At 33.2% G+C, this 23348-nt stretch carries 23 protein-coding genes; 9 read left to right on the top strand and 14 right to left on the bottom strand.

The window, feature by feature from the left end; all coding sequences use genetic code 11:
- Positions 1 to 43: 43 nt before the first annotated feature.
- A complete protein-coding gene (gene pepF, locus BHF68_RS12090; RefSeq protein ID WP_069643923.1) occupies positions 44 to 1843 on the bottom strand; it encodes an oligoendopeptidase F in 1800 nt (599 codons plus the stop codon).
- Positions 1844 to 2323: 480 nt separating this feature from the next.
- On the opposite strand from pepF, the gene BHF68_RS12085 reads away from it, so the two are divergent.
- From BHF68_RS12085 to glnA, 8 genes are all read left to right on the top strand, one after another.
- Positions 2324 to 3244 (top strand): RluA family pseudouridine synthase, encoded by a 921-nt coding sequence (locus BHF68_RS12085; RefSeq protein ID WP_176719936.1) that lies wholly within the window; start codon positions 2324 to 2326, stop codon positions 3242 to 3244.
- 51 nt (positions 3245 to 3295) lie between these two features.
- On the top strand, positions 3296 to 3916 hold the full coding sequence (locus BHF68_RS15715) for a CooT family nickel-binding protein (protein ID WP_069643922.1): 621 nt from the start codon (positions 3296 to 3298) through the stop codon (positions 3914 to 3916).
- A gap of 211 nt (positions 3917 to 4127) precedes the next feature.
- Complete coding sequence (locus BHF68_RS12075) at positions 4128 to 5021, top strand: AAA family ATPase (RefSeq protein ID WP_141706290.1); 894 nt, start codon at positions 4128 to 4130, stop codon at positions 5019 to 5021.
- Between the two features lie 3 nt (positions 5022 to 5024).
- The gene (locus BHF68_RS12070; RefSeq protein WP_069643921.1) at positions 5025 to 5630 is read left to right on the top strand and encodes a hypothetical protein; all 606 of its coding nucleotides are present in this window, start codon (positions 5025 to 5027) and stop codon (positions 5628 to 5630) included.
- Positions 5627 to 6940: a GTPase HflX gene (hflX, locus tag BHF68_RS12065; protein ID WP_069643920.1), complete on the top strand. Its 1314-nt coding sequence runs from the start codon at positions 5627 to 5629 to the stop codon at positions 6938 to 6940. The genes BHF68_RS12070 and hflX overlap by 4 nt, the downstream gene beginning before the upstream one ends.
- On the top strand, positions 6930 to 8159 hold the full coding sequence (locus BHF68_RS12060; RefSeq protein ID WP_069644064.1) for a methionine gamma-lyase family protein: 1230 nt from the start codon (positions 6930 to 6932) through the stop codon (positions 8157 to 8159). Before hflX ends, BHF68_RS12060 begins: the two co-directional genes overlap by 11 nt.
- A 132-nt stretch (positions 8160 to 8291) precedes the next feature.
- Complete coding sequence (locus BHF68_RS12055) at positions 8292 to 8699, top strand: MerR family transcriptional regulator (protein WP_069643919.1); 408 nt, start codon at positions 8292 to 8294, stop codon at positions 8697 to 8699.
- 67 nt (positions 8700 to 8766) lie between these two features.
- Positions 8767 to 10068 (top strand): type I glutamate--ammonia ligase, encoded by a 1302-nt coding sequence (gene glnA / locus BHF68_RS12050; protein WP_069644063.1) that lies wholly within the window; start codon positions 8767 to 8769, stop codon positions 10066 to 10068.
- Between the two features lie 117 nt (positions 10069 to 10185).
- On the opposite strand, the gene lexA is transcribed toward glnA, so the two are convergent.
- The 12 genes from lexA to surE all read right to left on the bottom strand — a co-directional run bounded on the left by lexA (position 10186) and on the right by surE (position 21596).
- Positions 10186 to 10803: a transcriptional repressor LexA gene (gene lexA, locus BHF68_RS12045; RefSeq protein ID WP_069643918.1), complete on the bottom strand. Its 618-nt coding sequence runs from the start codon at positions 10801 to 10803 to the stop codon at positions 10186 to 10188.
- Positions 10804 to 10925: 122 nt separating this feature from the next.
- On the bottom strand, positions 10926 to 11954 hold the full coding sequence (locus BHF68_RS12040; protein ID WP_069643917.1) for a tyrosine-type recombinase/integrase: 1029 nt from the start codon (positions 11952 to 11954) through the stop codon (positions 10926 to 10928).
- An 83-nt stretch (positions 11955 to 12037) separates the two neighbouring features.
- Positions 12038 to 12802 (bottom strand): YheC/YheD family protein, encoded by a 765-nt coding sequence (locus BHF68_RS12035; protein ID WP_069643916.1) that lies wholly within the window; start codon positions 12800 to 12802, stop codon positions 12038 to 12040.
- 130 nt (positions 12803 to 12932) lie between these two features.
- Entirely contained in the window at positions 12933 to 13856 is a 924-nt protein-coding gene (locus BHF68_RS12030; RefSeq protein WP_069643915.1) for an ATP-binding protein, read from the bottom strand.
- Positions 13857 to 13865: 9 nt separating this feature from the next.
- The gene (locus BHF68_RS12025; RefSeq protein ID WP_069643914.1) at positions 13866 to 14672 is read right to left on the bottom strand and encodes a DnaD domain protein; all 807 of its coding nucleotides are present in this window, start codon (positions 14670 to 14672) and stop codon (positions 13866 to 13868) included.
- Between the two features lie 143 nt (positions 14673 to 14815).
- Positions 14816 to 15994, bottom strand: a complete 1179-nt coding sequence (locus tag BHF68_RS12020; RefSeq protein WP_069643913.1) for a pyridoxal phosphate-dependent aminotransferase — start codon at positions 15992 to 15994, stop codon at positions 14816 to 14818.
- A gap of 23 nt (positions 15995 to 16017) precedes the next feature.
- A complete protein-coding gene (locus BHF68_RS12015; protein ID WP_069643912.1) occupies positions 16018 to 17223 on the bottom strand; it encodes an acetate/propionate family kinase in 1206 nt (401 codons plus the stop codon).
- Positions 17224 to 17417: 194 nt separating this feature from the next.
- The gene (locus BHF68_RS12010) at positions 17418 to 18887 is read right to left on the bottom strand and encodes an AAA family ATPase (protein WP_069643911.1); all 1470 of its coding nucleotides are present in this window, start codon (positions 18885 to 18887) and stop codon (positions 17418 to 17420) included.
- 52 nt (positions 18888 to 18939) lie between these two features.
- Positions 18940 to 19452 (bottom strand): hypothetical protein, encoded by a 513-nt coding sequence (locus BHF68_RS12005; RefSeq protein ID WP_069643910.1) that lies wholly within the window; start codon positions 19450 to 19452, stop codon positions 18940 to 18942.
- A gap of 99 nt (positions 19453 to 19551) precedes the next feature.
- Positions 19552 to 20064, bottom strand: coding sequence for a hypothetical protein (locus BHF68_RS12000; RefSeq protein ID WP_069643909.1), 513 nt, complete (start codon positions 20062 to 20064; stop codon positions 19552 to 19554).
- On the bottom strand, positions 20061 to 20765 hold the full coding sequence (locus BHF68_RS11995) for a hypothetical protein (protein ID WP_069643908.1): 705 nt from the start codon (positions 20763 to 20765) through the stop codon (positions 20061 to 20063). The genes BHF68_RS12000 and BHF68_RS11995 overlap by 4 nt, the downstream gene beginning before the upstream one ends.
- A 69-nt stretch (positions 20766 to 20834) precedes the next feature.
- Entirely contained in the window at positions 20835 to 21596 is a 762-nt protein-coding gene (surE, locus tag BHF68_RS11990) for a 5'/3'-nucleotidase SurE (protein WP_069643907.1), read from the bottom strand.
- A gap of 196 nt (positions 21597 to 21792) precedes the next feature.
- On the opposite strand from surE, the gene BHF68_RS15415 reads away from it, so the two are divergent.
- Positions 21793 to 21966 (top strand): alpha/beta-type small acid-soluble spore protein, encoded by a 174-nt coding sequence (locus BHF68_RS15415; protein ID WP_176719935.1) that lies wholly within the window; start codon positions 21793 to 21795, stop codon positions 21964 to 21966.
- A 64-nt stretch (positions 21967 to 22030) separates the two neighbouring features.
- Here the strand turns inward: BHF68_RS15415 and BHF68_RS11985 are convergent, their stop codons facing one another.
- Positions 22031 to 23347: an amidohydrolase gene (locus BHF68_RS11985; RefSeq protein WP_069643906.1), complete on the bottom strand. Its 1317-nt coding sequence runs from the start codon at positions 23345 to 23347 to the stop codon at positions 22031 to 22033.
- Position 23348: the final 1 nt, after the last annotated feature.

Genomic DNA, 23348 nt, shown 5'->3' with positions numbered 1-23348 from the left:
TAAATAACGACTAGAGTATACGTTTTTCTTAAGTAGTTTGCTCTTATAGTAGCTCTTCTAGAGCAGAAATATACTCATTAAAGCTTTCAAAGGCAGTCAACACGGCCTGTGGTGATGTCATATCAATTCCAGCAAGCTTTAAAAGCTCAATTGGCTTATCAGCGCTACCGGATGCTAAGAAATCTATATATTTGCTTACAGACTCTTGATTATTATTTAATATGTTTTTCGATAGCGCTTGTGCAGCGGAAAATCCTGTAGCATACTGATATACATAATAATTGTAATAAAAGTGTGGTATTCTAGCCCATTCTAATTCAATATCTTTATTTATATTAACGGTAGGAGCATAATACTTCTCGTTAAGTTTATAGTAGATATCAGAAAAATCATCACTTGTTAAAGCATCGCCACGTTCAATCATTTCATGTATAACCTTTTCAAACTCAGCAAATAATGTCTGACGGAAAACTGTTGTTCTATATCCCTCAAGGTGATAATTTACTAAATACGCTTTGAATTTATTATCATCATAATTATTAAATAAGTAATTAAATAACAATGTTTCATTAACTGTTGAAGCAACTTCTGCAACAAATATAACATAATCAGATGTCGCAAATGGTTGACGCTTTTTTGAAAAATAACTATGAACAGAATGACCAATTTCGTGGGTTAAAGTGAACAAAGAATTCAAGTTATTCTGATAGTTCATCAAGATATATGGATATGTATTGTAACTACCCCACGAATAAGCTCCACTTCTTTTCCCATCATTTTCGAATACATCTACCCATCTTTGTTCAAAGCACTCTCGGACAACATCGGTATATTCAGTTCCTAATGGTTCTAATGATTTAAGAATAATATCGCAGGCCTCTTCATATGTAACATTAAAATCAATATCAGGTATTATAGGCACATATAAATCATACATTTCTAAGCTATCTAATTTTAACTGCTTTTTTCTTAGCTTAAGATAGCGTTGCAATAGTGGAAGCGATTTATTCACTGTATCTATTAAGTTTGTATAGACTTCGACAGGAATTTCATTAGGCTTTAGAGCAGCTTCTAAACTACTGCTGTAGTTTCGTACGCGAGTATTAAACACATCCGTTTTAAGATGAGCATTTAAGATAGAGGAATATGTATTTATATATTTTCTATATGTATTATACATTGCCTCGAATGCTTGCTTACGGACATCACGATTATAACTCTCCATAAATCTAATAAATCTTCCGTGAGAAAGGCGTTTTTCTTCTCCATTGTCATCCTTGATAATAGGAAAAGTAAGATCACTATCTGATAATACACTAAAAATATTTTCAGGCCCTTGGGCCATAGCTCCAGCCTCAGAAATGATTTTTTCTTCTTTGTCTGATAAAATGTGCTGCTGTTGCTCTTTTAATTGAGCGAAATATCGTTTATACTCAGATAATTTTTCATCAGTTGTGATAAATCTTAAAAAAGTATCCAGGTCCTTTAAAAGCTCTGGTTCTAAGAAAGATAATACTCGCTCTACTTCCGTACTTAAATTTTGAGCCTGATCAAACATGCTCTTAATTTTATTTATTTTTGTATTTTCGTCCCAACGCATTTTAGAATATGTGTATAGTCGTCCCATACCGATTATAATTTTTTCACGAAGAATAATGAATTCTTTAAATAAAGTACTAGATTGATTAAGCTTTCCACGATATTGTTCAACTTCTTTTAGTAGTAGCTGTACTTTTTCAAATTCTTTTCTCCATTCTTCCTCACTTTTGTAAAAACTAGAAATATCCCATTTGTATTGTTCATCTATAGTTTCTCGTGCTTGAATGCGATCTGATTCTGACATGTATATTCCTCCTAGAATATGGCTAAATTATTTGAAAATCATTCCTCTAATATCGTTATTATAACATTAACTAACAAAATTTTATGAAAAATAGTTAGATGCTACTATAAAAATCTACTAAAAAGAATGTTGATATACAGGCTAGAAAACTTTATTATAGTATTAGCAAAATAAATGAGCATAAGTAGGTGCAACTATGGTATTAGTATTTTTATTATTGTTTATAGTATTTCATATGTTTATATTTGTATTTCCAAGGGTTGTATTTACTAAAAATGTTAGCCCTACTAATTCTCAACTACTTTTTGTAAGAGTAACTGCCTTTAGTTTTGTAGTGCTTGCAATTATTGTGTATTATTATTAATATTATAATGTGCAAAAAAGATATACATATTACTAAACTTAGCGATTAACATTTAATGTTTATCGTTTTTTTATTTTTGAAATTTCAAATTTCGAGAAATTTATGGAGGTATATCATTGCAAAAATTAAAAATTAAGGGAAAGTGGCTAGAATATACAGTTGATCAATTTTTTATTGGAATTACCCTTGAGGAGCTATTGAAAGATACATTATCTATCTCTGGTAGACGTATACAGAAGCTAACTAGGTCAAAGGGTTTATATGTAAACAATAAGAAAAGCTATTTAAACAAAAAACTAAAGGAAGGCGACATAGTTAAGGTACGTATTGAAGAGTCAGTTACTGATAAGGTCAAACCACAAGCAATGGATTTAGACATTATATATGAAGATGAATGGCTGTTGATCGTAAATAAGCCAGCAGGTTTAAAAGTTTATCAAACAAATAAAGAAGATAATTTAACTTTAGCTAATGGTATTCAATACTATTATGAAGATAAAGGCATTGTAAGTGGTGTTCATTTTGTTCATAGACTCGACACAAATACCTCTGGGGCAATAATGATAGCCAAAAACAGCTATGCTCATCATTTACTAGCTAAACAATTAACAGCTAACCAAATCAAACGCCAATATCTTGCCATTGTAGATGGAGAGCTTAATGAATTAACAGGTACTATTGATTTACCAATTGCCAAGCTGGCTAGTGCCGTCAATAGAAGAACTGTACATAAAACAGGAGACCAAGCAATTACAAATTATGCTGTTGTAAAGCAAAATAAAAGATTTGCTGTTGTAGAAGTAACCTTAGAAACTGGTAAAACACATCAAATACGGGTGCATTTTTCACACATAGGGCATCCATTAATAGGAGACACCTTGTATGGTGGTCCTAGTAATAAAACAATTAGTCGACAAGCACTTCATTCACACAAGATTTCTTGGCTGGATTTTGAAAATATGCAGCTAAGGACTGTAGTAGCAGAAATACCGAATGATATCCATGAATTGATGAATTCTATTGATTTAGATAGCTAGATATGTTATGTATAAATAAATTGTATTTAATGATTAGGTATGGAGGTATTCATGGTAAAGATAGCCATCATAGATGGGCAAGGTGGGGGTATTGGTAAGCTTATTACTGAAAAGGTGCGTAAAACATATGGCACTGATTATCATATTATTGCCCTTGGGACTAATGCTTTAGCAGCATCGCTGATGCTAAAGGCAGGAGCTAATGAAGCCGCATCAGGCGACAACGCAGTAGCTAGTGTAGTAAATACGGTTGACATTATTATTGGATCTATCGGAATAGTTATTCCTAACTCTATGTCTGGCGAAATTACTGTTAATATTGCAAGCTCCATTAGCCTATCTAAGGCCCATAAGTTTTTGTTACCATTGCTTAAAGGAGATTACACCTTAATAGGCAATAACCTTGAACCACTACCTCACTTAGTAGATGAGTTACTAAAAGAATTGAAGCCGATTATAAAAAAGAAAATGGAGGAAGCTACTATGTGCGAAGCAAATGCATATCTCTATAAAGATGGAGAAGAAACACTTTTATTAGAACGAGTAGATAAAATAGTCCCACATTCTGACGGCTTATATTTAGAAAATATTTTTGGAGAGCAAAAGATTATTAAAGCAAAAATTAAAAAAATGGAGCTTGTAAATCACAAAATCATATTAGAAAAATCTTAATTCTTATCTAGGAACTTCACGATACTGTGAAGTTTTTTTATTTAATAATGATGTTTTTATGGGCATTCACCCATTTTGATTCTTTTTCATAGACTGTAGTACGAATCTATGCGAGGTGAAATGATTCATGAGACATACTTCAGTTTACGAAAAAGGGATGAAGACTATTTTAACTCAATATGAGCTAGGGAAAATTTCTTTAACAGACACAATGCGTTATATAAATAAAGAAAATACCAATGTGGTTTCAAATAATGATATAAATAATAAATCGATTCGAGAGCTTTTCCAAGAATTAAATCAACTTGTAGGTCTTTATGAAGTCAAAAAACTAGTAAGTGAAATATATGCATACCTACAAATCCAAAGACAAAGAAACAAACAAGGTTTATTGACTGATTCAATAGTGCTACACATGATCTTTAAAGGTAATCCTGGTACTGGTAAAACCACAGTTGCCCGTGTGCTCGGGAGGCTATTCAATGAACTTAATATATTATCAAAAGGTCATATGATTGAAGTAGAACGTGCAGACTTAGTAGGAGAGTATATTGGGCATACTGCTCAAAAAACGAGGGAACAAATAAAAAAAGCGCAAGGAGGTATTTTATTTATCGATGAAGCATACTCCCTAAATCGTGGTGGAGAAAAGGACTTTGGAAAAGAAGCGATAGATACCTTAGTCAAGGCGATGGAAGACTATAAAAACGATTTTATATTAATTTTAGCAGGCTATTCTAATGAAATAGAAAATTTTTTATTAGTAAATCCAGGACTGCCATCTAGGTTTCCATTAAAGATAGAGTTTCCAGACTACTCTATTCAAGAGCTTGTAGAAATTGCCGAGTTAATGCTAGAAGAAAGACAGTATAAGTTAAACAAGCTAGCTAAAAGCAAGCTTCAAAACCAACTAATCACTTACAAAAAAAATAACTTCCACAACTTTAGCAATGCTAGATTAATTAGAAACATTATTGAGCGTGCTATCAGAAAGCAGGCAATAAGATTATTCAAGAAAACAAATGATAATGCAAGTTTTCTAGGTAGGAGTGATTTAATAACAATTAGTGAGTCTGATATAGAAATACATGAGGAGGGAAGCTAAAGGATGGAATTAACAATTATAGGTAAAAAAGGGGTCGGCAAGACTTTATTTATGCTTCAGTTTGCTGAATATATTGCTGAAGAAAATGGCTTTGATTGTATATATAATTCAGACCAAGGTGTTCACCTGCGAAAAGTATCTGACCTAGGAGATGCTCTGTCGGTATATAATAAAGGAATTAAGAAGCAAAATCTTCCTCAGTGTGTTACATTATACACAAGGGGGCAAAAAAAGTATCTTAAGTTATCCGAGGCCTATAGTTTAGATGATAGCTTACAAAGTAATAATGAACATAGGAAGAATACAAAAAAAACATTAGAGAAAATTCTAAATAGCAACTATCTAATTCATATAGTTGACAGTACTCAATTGGTTAAAAAAGGGCTTGACCCTATTAACTATGAGCTATTTCAACTTGGTAAACGTAAGAAGTTTTATATTATGTTACTATCCAAGACAGACTTAACTACAGAAATGACAACATTCAAAGAATTAAAGCAGAAATTAGATACCTATGTTTATCCTATATCTGCAAAATATAAAGAAGGCTTCTTTCATGTATATCAAAGTGTAAATTCTGTCATGAAAGAGCCTGTATTAAGTAGGTGACTATTATAGAGACAGCAGTTATTATTGGTTTATTAGTTAAAAATGAAATAAAGCAAGAGCTTTTTGAAAGCTCATTAGTTGAACTAGTACAATTAGCAGAAACCGCTGGTGCTGAAGTTGTTCATGTTTTTCAACAGCATCGAGCGAATGTTGATACTAGAACTATCGTTGGTAAAGGTAAATTAGAGGAAATAGCCACTTATATTACTGATAATAATGTAGATGTGGCTATTTTCAACAATGAATTAACACCTAGACAAAAAACAAATATAGAAAAAAGCCTTCCATGCAAAGTGGTTGATAGAACACAGTTAATCCTAGATATATTTGCATTAAGAGCTAAAACACATGAAGGTAAACTACAGGTACAATTGGCACAACTTCAATACCTTTTACCTAGATTAGTGGGTAAAGGTCTTGAACTATCAAGACTTGCAGGAGGAATAGGAACACGCGGACCAGGAGAGACAAAAATCGAGGTAGATAGAAGAAAAATTAGAGATCAAATATCAAAAATCAAGAAAGATTTGTTACATATAAAGAAACAAAGGCAAATTGAACGAAATCTACGCACGAAGCAAGATATACCAATTATAGCTTTAGTAGGATATACAAACGCAGGAAAGAGCAGTTTATTTAACCTACTCTATAAGAAGTATCATACGTTTCCAGCTAAAGAAGACGTCTTTGCAGAAAACAAATTATTTGCGACTCTAGATACTACCATCAGAACCATAGAGTTCGATAATAAGATGCCAGCGCTTCTTATAGATACCGTAGGTTTTATTCAGGACCTACCTCATAATTTAATAGCAGCGTTTCGCTCAACCTTAGAAGAAGTTTTATATGCTGATATTATTTTGATTGTAGTTGATATTAGTGATCAAGATTATTTAAATAAGTTAAATGTTGTTGAGCAAGTGTTAACTGACTTAGGAATCACAAATCAAAATATATTATACGTGTACAATAAGGTTGACCTATGCCCAATGCAAACTATGGCCGAATGGAAAAGCACACAAGATGGTGTTCAAATCTCAGCATTAACAGAAATAGGTATAGATGAATTAATTAGTCGTATTAAAAAAATAATCTTTCAGGAATACGAAACAGTTACCATGTATTGCGATTTTGATAATCAAGAACTATATTCATTTATACATAAAATTGGACATCAGGTTATGAAAGAAGATTTAGAGAATGGATGGAGAATTAAATTTTTAGCGAAAAGTAAAGATGTAGACTTGTTGCTAAAAAGATATAATTATAATCAAGAGCTGCTGGAGCGTGAACTTCATGATGATAGATAGAAAACTTCGTGACCTACAATATGATATTGAAAAACAAATTGCCGAAAAAATTGAGGAAATAAATAAAATAGTAGACCATAATCAAGAAAAAGTATTAGCAGCTTTTCATAAACATCAAATCAGTGATTTTCACTTTGTAGATTCAACTGGTTATGGGCATAATGATACAGGTAGGACAACCTTAGAAAACGTATACGCAACAATCTTTGGGACAGAGGCTAGTATAGTTAGACCACATATTGTCTCTGGTACTCATGCAATTAGTAGCGTATTATTTGGACTGTTACGTCCTGGGGACGAGTTATTATATATAACTGGTAAGCCTTATGATACATTAGATGAAGTGGTTGGAGATACGGGTAAAGACCAGGGCTCCTTAAAGGACTTTAATATTAGTTATCAGTGGCTGCCTTTAAAGAACAATAAAGTTGACTATGATTTAGTTAAGAAAAGCATTACCGCAAAAACGAAAATGATAGGGATACAAAAGTCTAGAGGTTATGCTAACAGACCTACCTTTTCAGTAGCAGAAATTAAGCAAATGGTACATTTTTGTAAGGAAATAAAAGAAGATGTTGTTATATTTGTTGATAACTGTTACGGTGAGTTCACTGAGTTACTCGAACCAACAAATGTCGGGGTAGACATTATGGCAGGTTCATTGATTAAAAATCCTGGCGGTGGACTAGCTAAATCTGGAGGCTACATTGTCGGAAGAGAAGATCTAGTCAAAAAAGCGAGCTATCGTGTTACATCACCTGGCATAGGTGTAGATGGAGGAGCAATGCTAGGCACAACTAGGGAGATATTCCAAGGCTTATTTTTAGCTCCACATGTAGTAGGTGAAGCGTTAAAGGGTGCTGTTTTTGCAGCAGCAATATTAGAAAAGCTAGGCTTCGTTACAGATCCCAATTGGAAAGCCCATAGACCTGATATTATCCAAGCCATTCACTTACAAGACCCAGACAGGCTATTACAATTTTGTCAAGGTATCCAAAATGCGTCACCTGTTGACTCACATGTTACCCCAATAGCCAGTTCTATGCCTGGATACGCTGATCCAGTAGTTATGGCCGCTGGTACCTTCATTCAAGGTGCGAGTATCGAATTAAGTGCTGATGGACCAATGCGTGAGCCATATACTGTTTACTTTCAGGGTGGACTTACATACTCCCATGTAAAAATTGCAATCCTTAAGGCTATATCTAAATTTGTTTAGCTTAAGGGCGCTTGTAAATATTCCTTACATTACTTGACAGCTTTTAATTATCTACATATAATGAAACTACGAAAAACAATAAAAAATATGATGAAACTACCTTATTTCATTGATTTCTCAAGGAGGAAGGCAATGGACAACAATGAACGTCGTAAACAGCCATTATTTCCAATCGGAATTGTTAAAAAATTAACAAGTTTATCTGCGAGACAAATACGTTACTATGAGGAACATAAATTAATTCAGCCAACTAGAACTGAGGGAAACCAACGTTTATTCTCGTTTGAAGATGTAGATAGACTTTTGGAAATAAAAGAACTTATAGATCAGGGTGTTAATATTGCAGGTATAAAAACCGTACTTGGAACGATTGACGGAACTCCACCTGTAGCTGATATTAAAGAAGTCGAGGAGAAAAACGACCTTTCCGATAAAGAGCTACACGATTTATTGCAGGCTCATATCCAGGAGCATATTGCAAAGCCTAGCATGAACAATCCGTTAATCCAAGGGCAATTACATCGCTTTTTTCGCAGATAGTAAATAATATTCTTTAGGCATAGGAGGTAATAATGTGAGTCGCTACACAAAAGAAGATATCAAGCAAATGGCTAAAGATAATAATGTCTCATTTATTCGGTTACAATTTACTGACTTACTTGGTACTATTAAAAACGTAGAGATACCAGTTAGTCAATTAGACAAAGCCTTAGATAATAAGATGATGTTTGACGGTTCTTCAATTGAAGGGTTTGTAAGAATTGAAGAGTCTGATATGTACTTATACCCAGATTTAGACACGTGGGTTATTTTTCCTTGGTACGCAGATAAAGGTAAGGTAGCTCGCTTAGTTTGTGATGTATATATGCCAGATGGCACCCCTTTTGCAGGCGATCCTAGAGGAATCTTAAAGCGTGTAGTTAAAGAAGCAAATGATATGGGTTATACATCATTTAATGTTGGTCCTGAGCCTGAGTTCTTCCTAGTTAAGATTGATGAAAATGGCAAGCCTACAAATGTTATGAATGATGAAGGTGGCTACTTCGATTGGGCTCCAGTCGATTTAGGTGAGAATTGTCGACGAGATATTGTACTTACTTTAGAATCGATTGGATTTGAAGTTGAAGCATCACACCATGAGGATGCTCCTGGTCAGCATGAAATAGATTTTAAATACTCAGATGCAATTACTGCAGCAGATCAGATACAAACATTTAAATTAATTGTTAAAACTGTAGCTAAAGAACATGGATTACATGCTACGTTTATGCCAAAGCCATTCTTCGGAATCAACGGATCAGGTATGCATTGCCATCAGTCATTATTTATGGATGATGAAAACGCATTTTATGACGAGAGTGATGAATTAGGCTTAAGTGAAACGGCTAAACAATTTATTGCAGGTTTATTAAAGCATGCCCGTGCGTTATCGGCTATAACAAACCCTACTATTAACTCTTACAAACGACTTGTGCCAGGGTATGAAGCACCATGCTATATTGCTTGGTCTGCAAAAAATCGTAGTCCTTTAATTAGAGTACCAGCTGCTCGAGGAATGAGTACCCGTATTGAAGCCCGTTTCCCAGATCCGGCGACAAATCCGTATTTAGCGTTAGCCGTTATGTTGAAAGCTGGCCTAGATGGAATAACAAATAAGTTAGTTGCTCCTAAACCAACTGATAGAAATATATATATCATGAATGAAAAGGAATTAAGGGATGCAGGGATTGAATCATTACCACTGACCTTAGAAGAAGCAATAAAAGAATTGATTAATAACAAAGTTATGCGTGAAGCCTTAGGGTCACATGCCTTAAATCATTTTGTAAGCGCTAAGCAAATTGAGTGTGATATATTCCGAACTCAGGTACATGAGTGGGAGCGCGAGCAATATATGAGGCAGTACTAATCATAAACAAGAATTTAAACTAGTATTTAATGGATTTATATGTATAAAAAAGAACCTTTGCTTTCATTTTATTCTAATGAGAGCAACAGGTTCTTTATTTTGTATTAACATTTTGTATTAACGAATTTCCCTGTAGATTCCAATTACTTTACCTAAAACAGTAACATTGTTTACATATGTAGGAGCTAATGAAGAATTTTCAGGCTGCAATCGATATCCATTATTTTCTTTATATAAACGTTTTATTGTAGCTTCATCGTCTTCTGTCATTACTACTGCAATTTCACCATTATTAACAGTAGGTTGCTGTCTGACGATAGCATAATCATCATCTAATATTCCAGCTTCAATCATACTTTCACCAGATACGTGAAGTATAAATGCTACATCATTTTTTATGAGATTTTTAGAAATAGGTAGATATTGTTCAATATGCTCAACAGCTGTAATTGGAATCCCAGCTGTTACTTTTCCTATTACAGGAACATAACTATATTCTTGTATTAACGACTCAGAATCTAAATCATCTAATATTTCTATAGCCCTTGGTTTAGTTGGGTCACGTCTTATATAACCAGCTTCTTCAATTTTTGCTAAATGACTATGTACAGTGGAGCTAGAAGCTAGTCCAACAGCTTCACCAATTTCACGAACTGAAGGGGGATAGCCCTTCTTTTGAACCTCTAATTTAATAAAATTTAATATTTGTGTTTGTCTATTAGACAATGGTTTCATCGTATCACCTCTAATGTTAATATCTATTTATGCCATTATATCACAAGTTATGGCAAAAGCAAACAGAAGTTCGTTATTTGGGTGTAATTATCGCTATTCTGTAGCTAACTATCTCAAGCTAACTATCTCAGTGATCCTCGCTTGCGAATTGCGTCATGTAATTTGTGCTTTGAGGCATCTACATATTTCTTTGCAGTTACTGAAATATCTTCATGACCTAGCTGTGCAGCCACCACACGAATATCACCAGTAGCTTCATATAATGATAAACCTGCAGAAGAGCGAAGTTTATGTGGTGTTATATTATACTTGCCAATAGCACTAGCGTATTTTTTTACAATTTTTTGCATTCCTCTAATACTTAACCTGTCATAGTCTCTATTAAGAAAGATAGCCTCTTTATCAATAATCTGCTTTGATAATCTCGTAGGATGCTTTAAATAGGCAAGTAGGGAGGTCTTAGTATCACTCGAAAACACAACAGTACGAACTTTTGCACCTTTACCCAGTACAGATATCTCCATATTATCGAAATTAAAGTTTTTTCTATTTAATGTATATACCTCACCAATTCGCAATCCAGTATCTAATAGTAAAGTGATAAGAGCTAAATCCCTGGCTATTGAGAATTCAGTACGTGATTTTTTCTCTTTATCAGTTAATCCATAACCAGACTCTATAGCATCAAGCAAAGATACTTGCTCGTGTGGTGCTAATGCTATAATTCCTTGCTTGTTAATTTTTAATTTATCATATTGGATAGTAGGGTCTTGCTTGAGTATGTTTTTTTTATATAAGGTGTTAAATAAGACTTTGATAGCAGAGCGTCTTCGAGATTGCGTGCTTTTAACCACATTACGATCATTTAACAACCATTGCTCAAAATATACAAGGTTATCATAGGTGATAGAATTAATATCCTCATTTGTAAGCTCTTTAATTTTTTTACCTTGAAATTGCTCAAGGTGTTCAACACAATATTGAAAGAAGAGGTGCCAGTCACGCATATAATGAATAATAGTAGAGCGTAATCGTCCTTCTATGACAAATTTTGTAGTTACAACTATTTCACAGAAGGCAGGTAGCTCTTTAATAAGGTTATTAAATACTCGCTGTTGTTTAATACTTAACTTGTTTAGGAAATCAGACATTAGATAAAACTCCTTGTAAACATTGAATTGTAAAAACAATCATCACATGTGTTCGTTTAATTTGTATTATGCGAACACATAGGTCATTTTAATAACCTTCTTAATTCTGCTAAAAAGTTAATACTTTGGTCAAGAGTTATTATACACCGTTCTTTAAAATTTCCTGGCTTAACAGTTATATTATCATATAAACATGCATCTATAAACCATATTCCTCCACAATGATCTATTGCTAAGTCTAAGCCCCAGACACAGGTACATGAATAATCATGGATTTTACTTAAATGTTTTACAACATGAATAGATAAATCATAAAGTTCTAACTGCACTAAGCTTTTGTCTATTGAACATGAAAAACTTAATTTGTCATAACTAACTACTGTGGCTCCAAAATCGATGCTAGTAATAGTAAGTTCTTTGGTGGCCACTTTACCCAAAATTCTTGTGCATTTCCATGATTTTTCAATATGTTTTTCTACACGTACACGAATATTAGTATAAGCTCCCTTATACTTTGCTAATTTAACATCTCGTTGAACAATACATTGTCTGCAATATATTTGTTTAAGAATCAGCGTTTCTAGTTCGATGTATGAAATCGTTTTAGTGTAAATATTCTCCTTTGTATAGTAATAAAATTTAAATAAGTCTCTTTTAATTTTAAATATATGGATTATATAGTTTCCCCCGTACCCAACACATGGTTTTATAAACACTGACTTATAACAATATAGCATGTCAAATACAATCTCAGGTTTAGTAATGAGTGCAGTTTCAGGCAGAAAAATATCTATATGTCTAGATTTAATTAATTTCTCATACATGGTCCATTTATTAATAATCTCCATAAACAAATAGCTCCTCTTTAAATATTTACTAATCTAACTACAACTAAAAACCTAAAGGTATACATAATAAATGTTATGTATACCTTTAGGTTTTATTTATAGACAAATATATATTTTTAAAAAATATCTTCTATTCGTTCAGATTATCAATTTTATCATTTTTATCTTTTTTATCGTTTAAGTTATCATTTTTGCTAAATACGTTTAGCATATCTTCATAGGAGTTTATTAATCTTATATCTCGTTCACACATCATACGATAAACCCTACATAATTGAAATATTCTAGAAGTTATTCTCTCTCCCAGTACTTGATCCATAGACGGTGGATCTAATAAATTTGTTGTAATAACTGTAGGTAATTGCTCCTGTAATCTGTAATCTATAATGCTATACAATTTATCTTTCACCCAGTCGCTATAATTATGGGCGCCTAAATCGTCTAGAATAAGTATGTCGGCATTCCTAGCTGTATCTATAATATCAAACTCTGAATGTGTATTATTCTTATTATCATAGGTTGAACGTATCTCATTAAGCAAATCAGGAACAACAACAAAAAGTAGTCCTATATCTGGCTTCCTATCTAATATTTCGTTAGCAATAGATGCTGCTAGGTAGGTTTTTCCTCTGCCAGTTTTTCCGACGAATAATAAGCTATCGGGTAGCTGATTTTCCAGGACATTATGGACAAAACTTGCAGCTGCATCGAGTGCTTTTTCAGCCATTTCTCGGTAAGAATGACTCCCTCCTTTAATTATTTTATTAGAGTAATAACGAGAATCAAATTTATCAAAGGAGCACTTTCTTAATAAGGTAGAAATTCTTGCAGATTTTATTTTTCTTTGTATGCTTTTATTTTTCAAACATTTACATCTAGTAGCTGCCATATCCAACCCAGACCCGCTAAGCACATAGCCAGTGTCATTACAGTCATTACATTGATAGCTGCCATATATGTAACTATTATGATTACTAGGATTACCTGGATTACTTGCAGTTTTGTTATTTATTTTTTTCAATTGTGAGTTTATGCTTAAATTAATTGGCTCCATGTATATTCCCTATCTTCCTTCTTGTGATTCAATATTCAACCAATACCATAATTCTTTATCCTGTTCGTAGTTATTACTGGTATTAGGTTTTTTGGGCTCTTTTTTCTTCTTGCTATTTTGAAATTCTAGATTAGCCTGTTCAATCTCTTGTATAGAACGAATATTTCGTTTTTTCCACTCTAATAGTATTCTGTCAATATAATTCATGCTGTATTTCCCATTCAGGACTGCCTGCTTTAATGCTTCAGTAATTATTTCCTTGTTAAACTTATCATCTTCTACCCACTTAATAATCTTTTCGCATTCTATAGGAGATAACGGTCTACCAAATTCGCCTTCAAAGATTGAAAAGATGTCCAATTCTTCTAGCTCTGATACAAGCTCCAGGCTTGATTTAGCAGGTTTATTTTCCCGTTCGTTATATACTTTTGTTAATTTATCAATCCAGCCCTGTTCCTTCAACCATAAATCACTTAATTGATCAAACAGTGGCTGAGTATTATATGCTTCATAATACATATCAGTTGATTCGTCATAATGTTCATCAATTTTTAGATATCCACTATTTATAAGTCGCTGAATTAAGTCCATTATCTGAGATTCATTAAAAGTTGTTGATTCACATAACAAATTGATACTTGGAAACGCATCATTTTCCATTTTCTGATAATAGATTATTTGTAGGATAAACATAGCTTCCTGTTCATTAAGACCTAATTTTTTATAATATTTCATTAATGAACCTGGTATTAGTAGCTGTTGATCCCAGCTAGCATTTACTATTTTTTTTATAATGTTGTTAGCTTGTCTTTTCATAAAAAACACCTCATAGATAGTATAACAGGCATTCAATTATAATCACAGGGAAAAAAGATATAGTTGTGAAATAAAGATATAAATGTACATAGTGAAACAAAAAATAAGACCAATTGTAAAATTAGTCTTATTTCTTTCTAAGATTATAAATTATTTTCTACAAATGTTTTAATGCGCTTAATACCTTCTTCTATGTTTTGCATACTAGTAGCATATGATAAACGAACATGTTTATCTGACCCAAATGCGGAACCAGGTATTACAGCTACATTAGCTTGCTCTAATAATATACTAGATAATTCGTCTGCATTAGTTATTTTTTCTGAAAATAACGCGCTCACATTAGGATAAGCATAGAATGCTCCTTGAGGTGTTTCACAGGTGATTCCAGGTATATCATTTAGTAGCTCTATCATAACTTTTCTGCGCTTATCAAACTCTTTCACCATATCATTTAATGGCTGTTGAGACCCTGTTAACGCTTCTAATGTTCCCCACTGAGCCATGGTAGTTGGGTTTGAAGTACTATGACTTGATAAATCAATAATCGCTCTGATAATATCCTTATCACCTGCAACATAGCCAATTCTCCAGCCAGTCATGGAGTAAGGTTTAGAAACACCATTTACCACTAAGGTTTTTTTAAATATTTCATCGTTTAAGCTTGCAATACTAATGTGCTCAACATTATCATAAACGAGCTTCTCATAAATCTCGTCAGAAATTACCATTATATCTTTCTTAACACAAACTTCAGCAATACTCTCCAATTCTTCCTTCGAATAGGCAGTACCTGAAGGGTTACTAGGTGAGTTAAGTATTAATGCTTTTGTTTTCTCAGTAATAACAGCTTCTAATTGCTCAGCAGTAATTTTAAATTGATTACTTTCAAAGCCTTCGATATATACAGGCGTAGCAGAAGCTAGCTTTACTTGCTCTGGATAGCTAACCCAATATGGAATTGGAATTATAACCTCATCTCCAGGGTCACAAATAACTTGGAAAATATTGTACAGAGCATGCTTAGCTCCACTACATACACAGATATTAGCTGGTTCATATGTAAGTTGATTATCATCTAAGAGTTTTTTGCAGATTGCTTTTCTTAGTTCGGGTAAACCGGCAGCTGGGGTGTACTTTGTTTGTCCATCCTGCATCGCTTTATAAGCAGCATCAATTATATGCTGAGGAGTATTATAATCTGGCTCCCCTGCTCCAAAGCTAATAATATTAATCCCTTGCTGTTTTAACTCTTTTGCCTTTGCAGTAATTGCTAAGGTAGTTGAAGGTGTAAGAGTTTCTACACGTTTTGATAATCTCATACATATTCTCTCCCTACATTTTATTAAGTTTGATTACCTATGATATTTTGAGTATCACGGGCAATCATTAATTCTTCATTAGTTGGTATAACTAAAACCTTAACCCGTGAATTCTCAGAACTGATAACCCGATCATGTTTAGCAAACACATCATTTTTCTCATTATCAAGCTCCACGCCTAAGTAGCTTAAGTTATCGCAGATTTGTTTTCTTAAAATTGGTGAGTTCTCACCAACTCCTGCTGTAAAGATAAGTACATCAAGACCATTCATTGCTGCAGCATATGCACCAATGTATTTTCTAATCCTATACTCATACATATTGAAGGCAAGAGTTGCAGATTCGTTATTGGCTAATAAACCGTCCTCTATCTCCCGCATATCACTACTTATCCCTGATATACCGATTAATCCACTATGTTTATTTAGCATTGAATTAATTTCTTGAAGTGTAAGTTCTTCTTTATTCATTATATACAAAACAGCCGCTGGGTCAATATCTCCTGAGCGAGTTCCCATCATAAGTCCTTCAAGGGGGGTCATGCCCATTGACGTATCTACAGATTTACCATCTTTAATTGCAGTAACACTTCCACCATTACCTATGTGACAAGAGACAATTTTAGAACCATTTGCGCTTAAATTTAGAACGTCTAATGCCTTTTCTGCTACGTACTTATGGGATGTTCCATGAAATCCATATCTACGAATTTTATATTTTTTATATTGCTCCATAGGAATTGGGTATAAAAAAGTCTTCTTATCCATAGTTTGGTGAAATGCAGTATCAAAAACGGCAACCTGTGGTGTGGTTGGCATAACTTCTTTAACTGCATCTATACCCAATAGATTAGCAGGGTTATGTAATGGCGCTAAATCTATGCACTTTCTAATTGCGTCTTCGACTTCAGGAGTGATTAATACAGAGTCTGAAAAGCTTTCTCCACCATGTACAACACGATGGCCGACAGCTTGAATTTCACTATAGTCAGCTAATACTCCATCGGACTTATCAATTAAAGTTTCTAATACTGATTTAATTGCAGTTTTATGCTCATAAATTTCTGATACTTTTTTTACTTTTTGCTTGCCCGTAGGTTCGTGTGTCAATATTGCATCTTCCATACCAATTCTTTCAACTTTACCATTAGCTAGTACGGTCTCACCATCCATATTAAATACCTGATATTTTAATGATGAACTACCGCAATTTAATACTAATATTTTCATTATTATCACTCCGTTTATAAAATGTTATATGGCTACTTTCTTAGTTTGCCAACTATTTGTATACAATATTACCACATTCACTAAAGCTTGTAGATTTTGGATACTCTGCTTTTTAGCTGATTTAAATAAATAGAGCTAACCATACTACGGCTAGCTCTGTATTACTAGTAATTTCTAACTGTCGTACTATTGAATTATTTCCTTAACAAGCTTCTGAATTCATCTCCATCAATGGTTTCTTTATCAATCAGCACATGAAATATATCTGTAATTGCAGTTTTATTGTTCTGTACTAATTCAACGGTAGCAATTTCTAATTCCCTTATGATACTATTTACTTTTTCTGTATACTCTTTTTTGTTTAAATCTTTATCTATAATCCCTAGCTCCGTTAAACCACTCGTTACTACTTGTTTAGCTAATTGTAGTGCTTTGCTAAAGTCGTTTTGAGCTCCAGTACTCTTATTACCTAGAAATTCTTGTTCAGCAACTGCACCTGCTAAGGCTATCATTATTTGCTTATCAAAGAAGTCCTTAGTATATAAATAGCGATCTTCAGTGTCTGCTTGTCGAACATACCCTAAAGCACCACCTCTAGGTGTAATAGATATATTTGCAACTGTGCCAGGATTTAGCAACTCTGTTGTAACTGCATGTCCAAGCTCATGATAGGCAACTCTACGAATCTCCTCTTCATTAGGCTTTCGATCAGACTTTTCACCTATCATAACCTTATCTATTGCTTCGATTATATGATGCTTCTGAATTACTTGTTTATTATTTCGTAACGCAAGTATACTTGCTTCATTCACAAGATTTTCCAATTCAGCACCTGAAAATCCAAAGGTTTTATTTACGATAAATTCTATACTTACATCCTCTGCTAAAGACTTTTTTTGTGTATGAATTTCTAATATTTGTTTACGACCTTCTTTATCTGGAAGATCAACCATGACTTTTCGATCAAACCTACCAGGACGTAAGAGAGCAGGATCTAATATGTCTACACGATTAGTTGCAGCAAGCACTAGAACCTTTACTTTATCATTCTCTTTTATTCCGTCCATCTCAGTAAGTAGTTGATTTAACGTTTGATCATACTCTTTATTATTCGAGGATGCTTCCCTTTTTTGTCCAATTACATCTATCTCATCAATAAAAATAATTGCACTACTTTTATTCTCTTTTTCAGCTTCTTTATAGGCATTATTAAAAATTTCACGGACTCTTTTTGCGCCCATTCCAACGTACATTTCAACAAATTCAGAACCACTAGCAGCAAAGTAAACAGAATTTGTATAATTAGCTGCAGCTTTAGCTAGAAGCGTTTTTCCTGTACCTGGTGGGCCAACCAATAAAAGTCCTTTAAGGGCACGGATGCCCATTTCCTTATATTCATCAGCTTTTAATACAAACTCTAGAGCTTCTTTGATTTCCCTTTTGGCCCTAGCCTGGCCACCTATTTGTTCAAATTTAATATCTGAATTATTAATTCGATGATTTGGCTTATTCAGTACATTTGAAAAACCGTCCTTAGAATAGATTAATAAGAAAATCAAACCAATAAGGACTAGTATAAATACAACAGGTGCAATGTTAAAGCCTAATAAAAATAAGAAAATTAATATGGCTGGAATAACACCGATAATAATACTTTTAGTCATACGTATCATCCAATCATTGCTTACGTTATTTGCTAATGTTACATTATTTATTTTACGTTACTAGCTTATTTTGCTTACGCGGTATCAGCTTATATAAATAGTGTTCACCATTTTTAAGATTTACATAAATAATATTTTCATCCATTTCAATTCTTAAGTCATATGGTTTGCTTACTGAATCCATAATATTGTTAAATGCCGAGTACTGGTTGTTCTCTATAGCTTCAAAAACATAAAAGCTAAGGTTATTATATTTATCAATTATTAGTTGGTTGCGATCGTCTTTTATTTCTATTGTATATATGTCTGAATCTACAACTTCATTGACAGCATTGATAATTTCATGGTAACTACCCATCAAATTATCTGTCTCTAAATATATAATAATTTCTCTTTTATTAAGAGTACTTGTAATTTCCGTGTCACTAACACCTTCGATTTCAGAAATCAAATTGTGCAACGGCTGAATAACAAAATATTGATTATATGCAAAAAAACTAGAGATAAGCAATAATAACGAGAAGAAAAACGATAAAGCTATATATGGTATTTTAATTGAGTTCATAAAAAAACCTCCTATTCCACAGATGTGTATATCAAGCAAGTGTACATAACAGTATATCACGAAATATACATCATCTTATGTGGTAATTATAGGTAGGTTTTACTGGAGTTGATAATTCCAAATTAATTTTCCACTAAAAAAATCAAAATATGTGTATTGTACTCTGTCATTGCTATTAAGACCGATTACCTCCCATACAATTGCGGTATCAGTTAAGGTAGCGTAATACGGTAATTCAGCACTATCCCGTTTAATCAAACCAGGTGTTAATTGATATATTTCTTCAAACATAGGTATCTTTAATGCTTCAAGTCGTTCAATAATTTCTTCTGAGCTAATACCATCTGATGCATTAATTAGTGCCTCAACAGTTTCATTGGTTACAAATGACCAATACAAGTTATCTTCTTTTTCTAAAAGAAACACATATTGTAAAGGAGTAGCTACAAATATGTTCCCAAGCACAACTTCAAAATCATTGTTCATTTTAGCTATTTGTTTAGCTGTTTTAAATTCATCAGACCTCGTAACAGCATAGCTCGCATACAAGTTTGAGATTATTATACTTAATACAATAATTATAAAGAATATGGATACAAGTAAACGCTTCAATTATATTCACTCCCAGAAAATACATCTAATATGTTGTCAATCTTCTCTATTATATAGCTTTGATTCCAATCATAAAAGTGATACTTGATGATATCTAATTCAGTTGATTTATTTAATGCTTTAATTATAGTCAATGTTAATGGATATAGATTATTATTATCCATTTCAATTACATATGTAAAATTAACCTCAGCGTCCTCTATAACAACTGAATAGTAAAAAGAGTCGTTCACATAAATTTGCTCTAACTTGTAGTTATTAAGATGCTTTATATGGGAAAAAGGATTAGTAGTTGAGATTAACTGTTCAAATCGCGTCCAATCGTTTCCATCTTCACTATAATAAAACAATCCATTTTGCTCTAAAACCAGCATTGTCTCTGATACATGAACCAAAAGCTGCTTATTTTGTGTAGAGTATAAATAAAATAAGTCTTCAAGCTCTAACAAAGATATTTCCACGATTAATTGTTCAATTGGAATTTCCTCTTGAAAAAAATCAACTATATCCGTTCCTATAACAGAAAAAACAACGCTTTGGCTATCTATGTTAGCAAATATATGAGACAGTGTGTACATATCAGATTTTTGATTTTTATCAAATCCAGGCGGATTAATAACTACCCAGAAAACAATAATTATCAAGCTACAAATGGTAATCCTTAAAATAATTTTTTTCTGTAATTCTCTAATATCGTCCATAAATCCAACTCCTAATTAGCAATAGTACAATGTATGCTGGATAGGACGATATATTAATTAAAAGATTATTTAAAATTTAAAGTTCCAGTCTTTCATTTCTTTTACCTTTTGATAATGGGTAAAGTCTAAATTGATTGGTGTAATACTTACATAACCATTGTCTACAACATTGACATCAGTGTCAGGCTTGTTGATATGATCCATTAAATCACCCGCTAGCCAATAATAAGGCAATCCCCGTGGATCAGAGCGCTGCTCATAGAAATTTATGTATTTTCTAATGCCTAAGGTAGTTACAACAATGCCTTTGCATCCTTGGTCAGCTAATACAGGTAAATTCACGTTAAAAATAGAGTTGTTATCTAGATTTTTTTCCATAAGCTGCTTTAAAATCTGTATTGAAATTTTCGCTGCTGTGTCGTAACAAAAATCAGTACTTCCAGCTAAGGAAAAAGCTATACCAGGAATTTCGTGAATAGAGGCTTCTATTGCTGCAGCTACTGTCCCAGAATATAAAACATCAAGCCCTAAATTAGGACCTGCATTTATACCGCTAACTACAAAATCTGGTTTGTTATCAAGAAGAGTACTAATTCCTAGCTTCACACAGTCAGCTGGTGTGCCATCAACTTGAAAAGCTTTTGTTGCGTCTGTAAAACCTGGAACTTCTGTTGTTCTTATCGGACTATGAATAGTTATAGCATGACCCGTAGCACTTCGTTCTCGGTCAGGAGCAATAACATATACGTTAGCTATTTTAGATAACTCTTTCACTAATGCTTTTAAACCTTTTGCATGTATACCATCGTCATTAGTCACTAATATATCCATACACTAAGCACCTCCGAAACTATTGTACTACACATTATATAATATAATTGTAAAAATATATGCTGAATTAAAAACAGGTTAAAACAAGGATTTACCTTATATGCTAAGTAACCCGTGTTTTTACCTGTATATGTTAGACATATTGTTTCATTGCAGTGTCATAATATAAGTACACCTTTAAGGAGGTGATGCTTTTATGGCAAGAATGACTACTAAGTTGTTTCAGATGTCAGATGATGTACTTGAAAATTTTCATTTTGAAGTGGCCGAAGAATTAGGAATAGCACCCGAAGTCAAATCTGAAAAATGGTCATGTATTTCTCAGAGTGACTTCAAGGATGAAACAGTTAAGGTTAGAAATAGTTTCTAAATTTAGTATTTAACGCAAAGGTAATTTTATTCAAAAACTTTCTATAAACAAAATTATTAAGCGGCTATTTTGTAGCCGCTATTTCTTTTGCAATATTTTGTGCTCTATCTTGAACCTGCTGAAAAATTTCCTGCTTATTAAACTCTAATCTTCTGTTCTTCATTATCTGTTTACCAGCAATAAATACATCAGAAATATCCCTAGAATTTGCAGAGTACACTAACAATGATGTGATATCAAAGGATGGATAATATAAAGATTTATCCAAACTAAAGGCAATAATATCTGCTTGTTTACCAGGCGCTATTGAGCCGATAACTTCATCTAAAAATAATGCTTTAGCACCTTCGATAGTTGCCATTTCTAAGGCTTTTCTCGCAGGTATCAAGGTCGGATCGTATGTATTGCCTTTATGAATTAGAGATGCAAGCTTTAATTCTTCCAACATGTCTAAGTTGTTATTACTTGAGCATCCATCAGTTCCAATTCCAACTGTTAAACCCTTGTCGATGTACTTCTTAAGGGGAGCAATACCGCTAGCAAGCTTTAAGTTACTACTTGGATTATGGCTTATAGTAACATTGTGCTTATGCATAATATCGATATCATTATCATCTAAATGAACACAATGGGCCGCAATAGTTGGTCTTGAGAACAGCCCAATATTCTCTAAATGCTTAACTGGACTAGCTCCATACATCTCCTTGCAATCATTTACTTCTTTTTCAGTCTCAGAGACATGAATTTGAATTGGTACGTCAAGCTTATTCGCTAACTCAACAACCTTTTTTAAGTAGTCCGGTGGACAAGTGTAAGGTGCGTGTGGACCTAATGTACACGTGATTCTACCTTCTGCTGCTTGATTCCATTGACTAATAAATTGTTCACTTTCGCTTAAAGCAATATCACGATTTGGCGCTACACCAATCATGCCACGGGACAAACAAGCTCTAATACCCATTTCTTCAACAGCCTTTGCAACTTGCTCCATTTCAAAATACATATCTGTGAAGCATGTCGTTCCTGTCTCAAGCATTTCTATAATAGCAAGCTTAGTTCCCCAGTATATGTCGTCTGCCGTTAATTTTGCTTCAAAAGGCCAAATTTTATCTTCTAGCCATTGTTGTAATGGTAGGTCATCTGCATAACTACGTAAAAGGGTCATAGCAGCATGACCGTGAGTATTTACAAAGCCAGGCATAACTACTTTATTAGCCATATCTACACATTGATAGCCTTGATTTATATACTGTTTACGCTCATCGTCCGATAATTGTTCAACTTTTTCTATTCTTTGATCATTTATAACAATGTCTAAATAGGCTGGCTTCCAATCCGCCTCCATTGTTAAAACTAATCCATTAATTAGAATTGTTTTCATT

It is taken from the genome of Desulfuribacillus alkaliarsenatis (genome assembly GCF_001730225.1).
Taxonomy (GTDB): domain Bacteria; phylum Bacillota; class Bacilli; order Desulfuribacillales; family Desulfuribacillaceae; genus Desulfuribacillus; species Desulfuribacillus alkaliarsenatis.
Note: the sequence above shows the minus strand (reverse complement) of the source record. Positions and strands in the feature narration are given on the sequence as shown.

Excerpts from the sequence above, each read along its gene's own strand:
- pepF (WP_069643923.1), bottom strand. The coding sequence starts at position 1,843 with ATGTCAGAATCAGATCGCATTCAAGCACGAGAAACTATAGATGAACAA.
- BHF68_RS15715 (WP_069643922.1), top strand. The coding sequence starts at position 3,296 with ATGGTAAAGATAGCCATCATAGATGGGCAAGGTGGGGGTATTGGTAAG.
- BHF68_RS12075 (WP_141706290.1), top strand. The coding sequence starts at position 4,128 with ATGCGTTATATAAATAAAGAAAATACCAATGTGGTTTCAAATAATGAT.
- BHF68_RS12070 (WP_069643921.1), top strand. The coding sequence starts at position 5,025 with ATGGAATTAACAATTATAGGTAAAAAAGGGGTCGGCAAGACTTTATTT.
- BHF68_RS12060 (WP_069644064.1), top strand. The coding sequence starts at position 6,930 with ATGATAGATAGAAAACTTCGTGACCTACAATATGATATTGAAAAACAA.
- BHF68_RS12055 (WP_069643919.1), top strand. The coding sequence starts at position 8,292 with ATGGACAACAATGAACGTCGTAAACAGCCATTATTTCCAATCGGAATT.
- glnA (WP_069644063.1), top strand. The coding sequence starts at position 8,767 with ATGGCTAAAGATAATAATGTCTCATTTATTCGGTTACAATTTACTGAC.
- lexA (WP_069643918.1), bottom strand. The coding sequence starts at position 10,803 with ATGAAACCATTGTCTAATAGACAAACACAAATATTAAATTTTATTAAA.
- BHF68_RS12040 (WP_069643917.1), bottom strand. The coding sequence starts at position 11,954 with ATGTCTGATTTCCTAAACAAGTTAAGTATTAAACAACAGCGAGTATTT.
- BHF68_RS12035 (WP_069643916.1), bottom strand. The coding sequence starts at position 12,802 with ATGGAGATTATTAATAAATGGACCATGTATGAGAAATTAATTAAATCT.
- BHF68_RS12030 (WP_069643915.1), bottom strand. The coding sequence starts at position 13,856 with ATGGAGCCAATTAATTTAAGCATAAACTCACAATTGAAAAAAATAAAT.
- BHF68_RS12025 (WP_069643914.1), bottom strand. The coding sequence starts at position 14,672 with ATGAAAAGACAAGCTAACAACATTATAAAAAAAATAGTAAATGCTAGC.
- BHF68_RS12020 (WP_069643913.1), bottom strand. The coding sequence starts at position 15,994 with ATGAGATTATCAAAACGTGTAGAAACTCTTACACCTTCAACTACCTTA.
- BHF68_RS12015 (WP_069643912.1), bottom strand. The coding sequence starts at position 17,223 with ATGAAAATATTAGTATTAAATTGCGGTAGTTCATCATTAAAATATCAG.
- BHF68_RS12010 (WP_069643911.1), bottom strand. The coding sequence starts at position 18,887 with ATGACTAAAAGTATTATTATCGGTGTTATTCCAGCCATATTAATTTTC.
- BHF68_RS12005 (WP_069643910.1), bottom strand. The coding sequence starts at position 19,452 with ATGAACTCAATTAAAATACCATATATAGCTTTATCGTTTTTCTTCTCG.
- BHF68_RS11995 (WP_069643908.1), bottom strand. The coding sequence starts at position 20,765 with ATGGACGATATTAGAGAATTACAGAAAAAAATTATTTTAAGGATTACC.
- surE (WP_069643907.1), bottom strand. The coding sequence starts at position 21,596 with ATGGATATATTAGTGACTAATGACGATGGTATACATGCAAAAGGTTTA.
- BHF68_RS15415 (WP_176719935.1), top strand. The coding sequence starts at position 21,793 with ATGGCAAGAATGACTACTAAGTTGTTTCAGATGTCAGATGATGTACTT.
- BHF68_RS11985 (WP_069643906.1), bottom strand. The coding sequence starts at position 23,347 with ATGAAAACAATTCTAATTAATGGATTAGTTTTAACAATGGAGGCGGAT.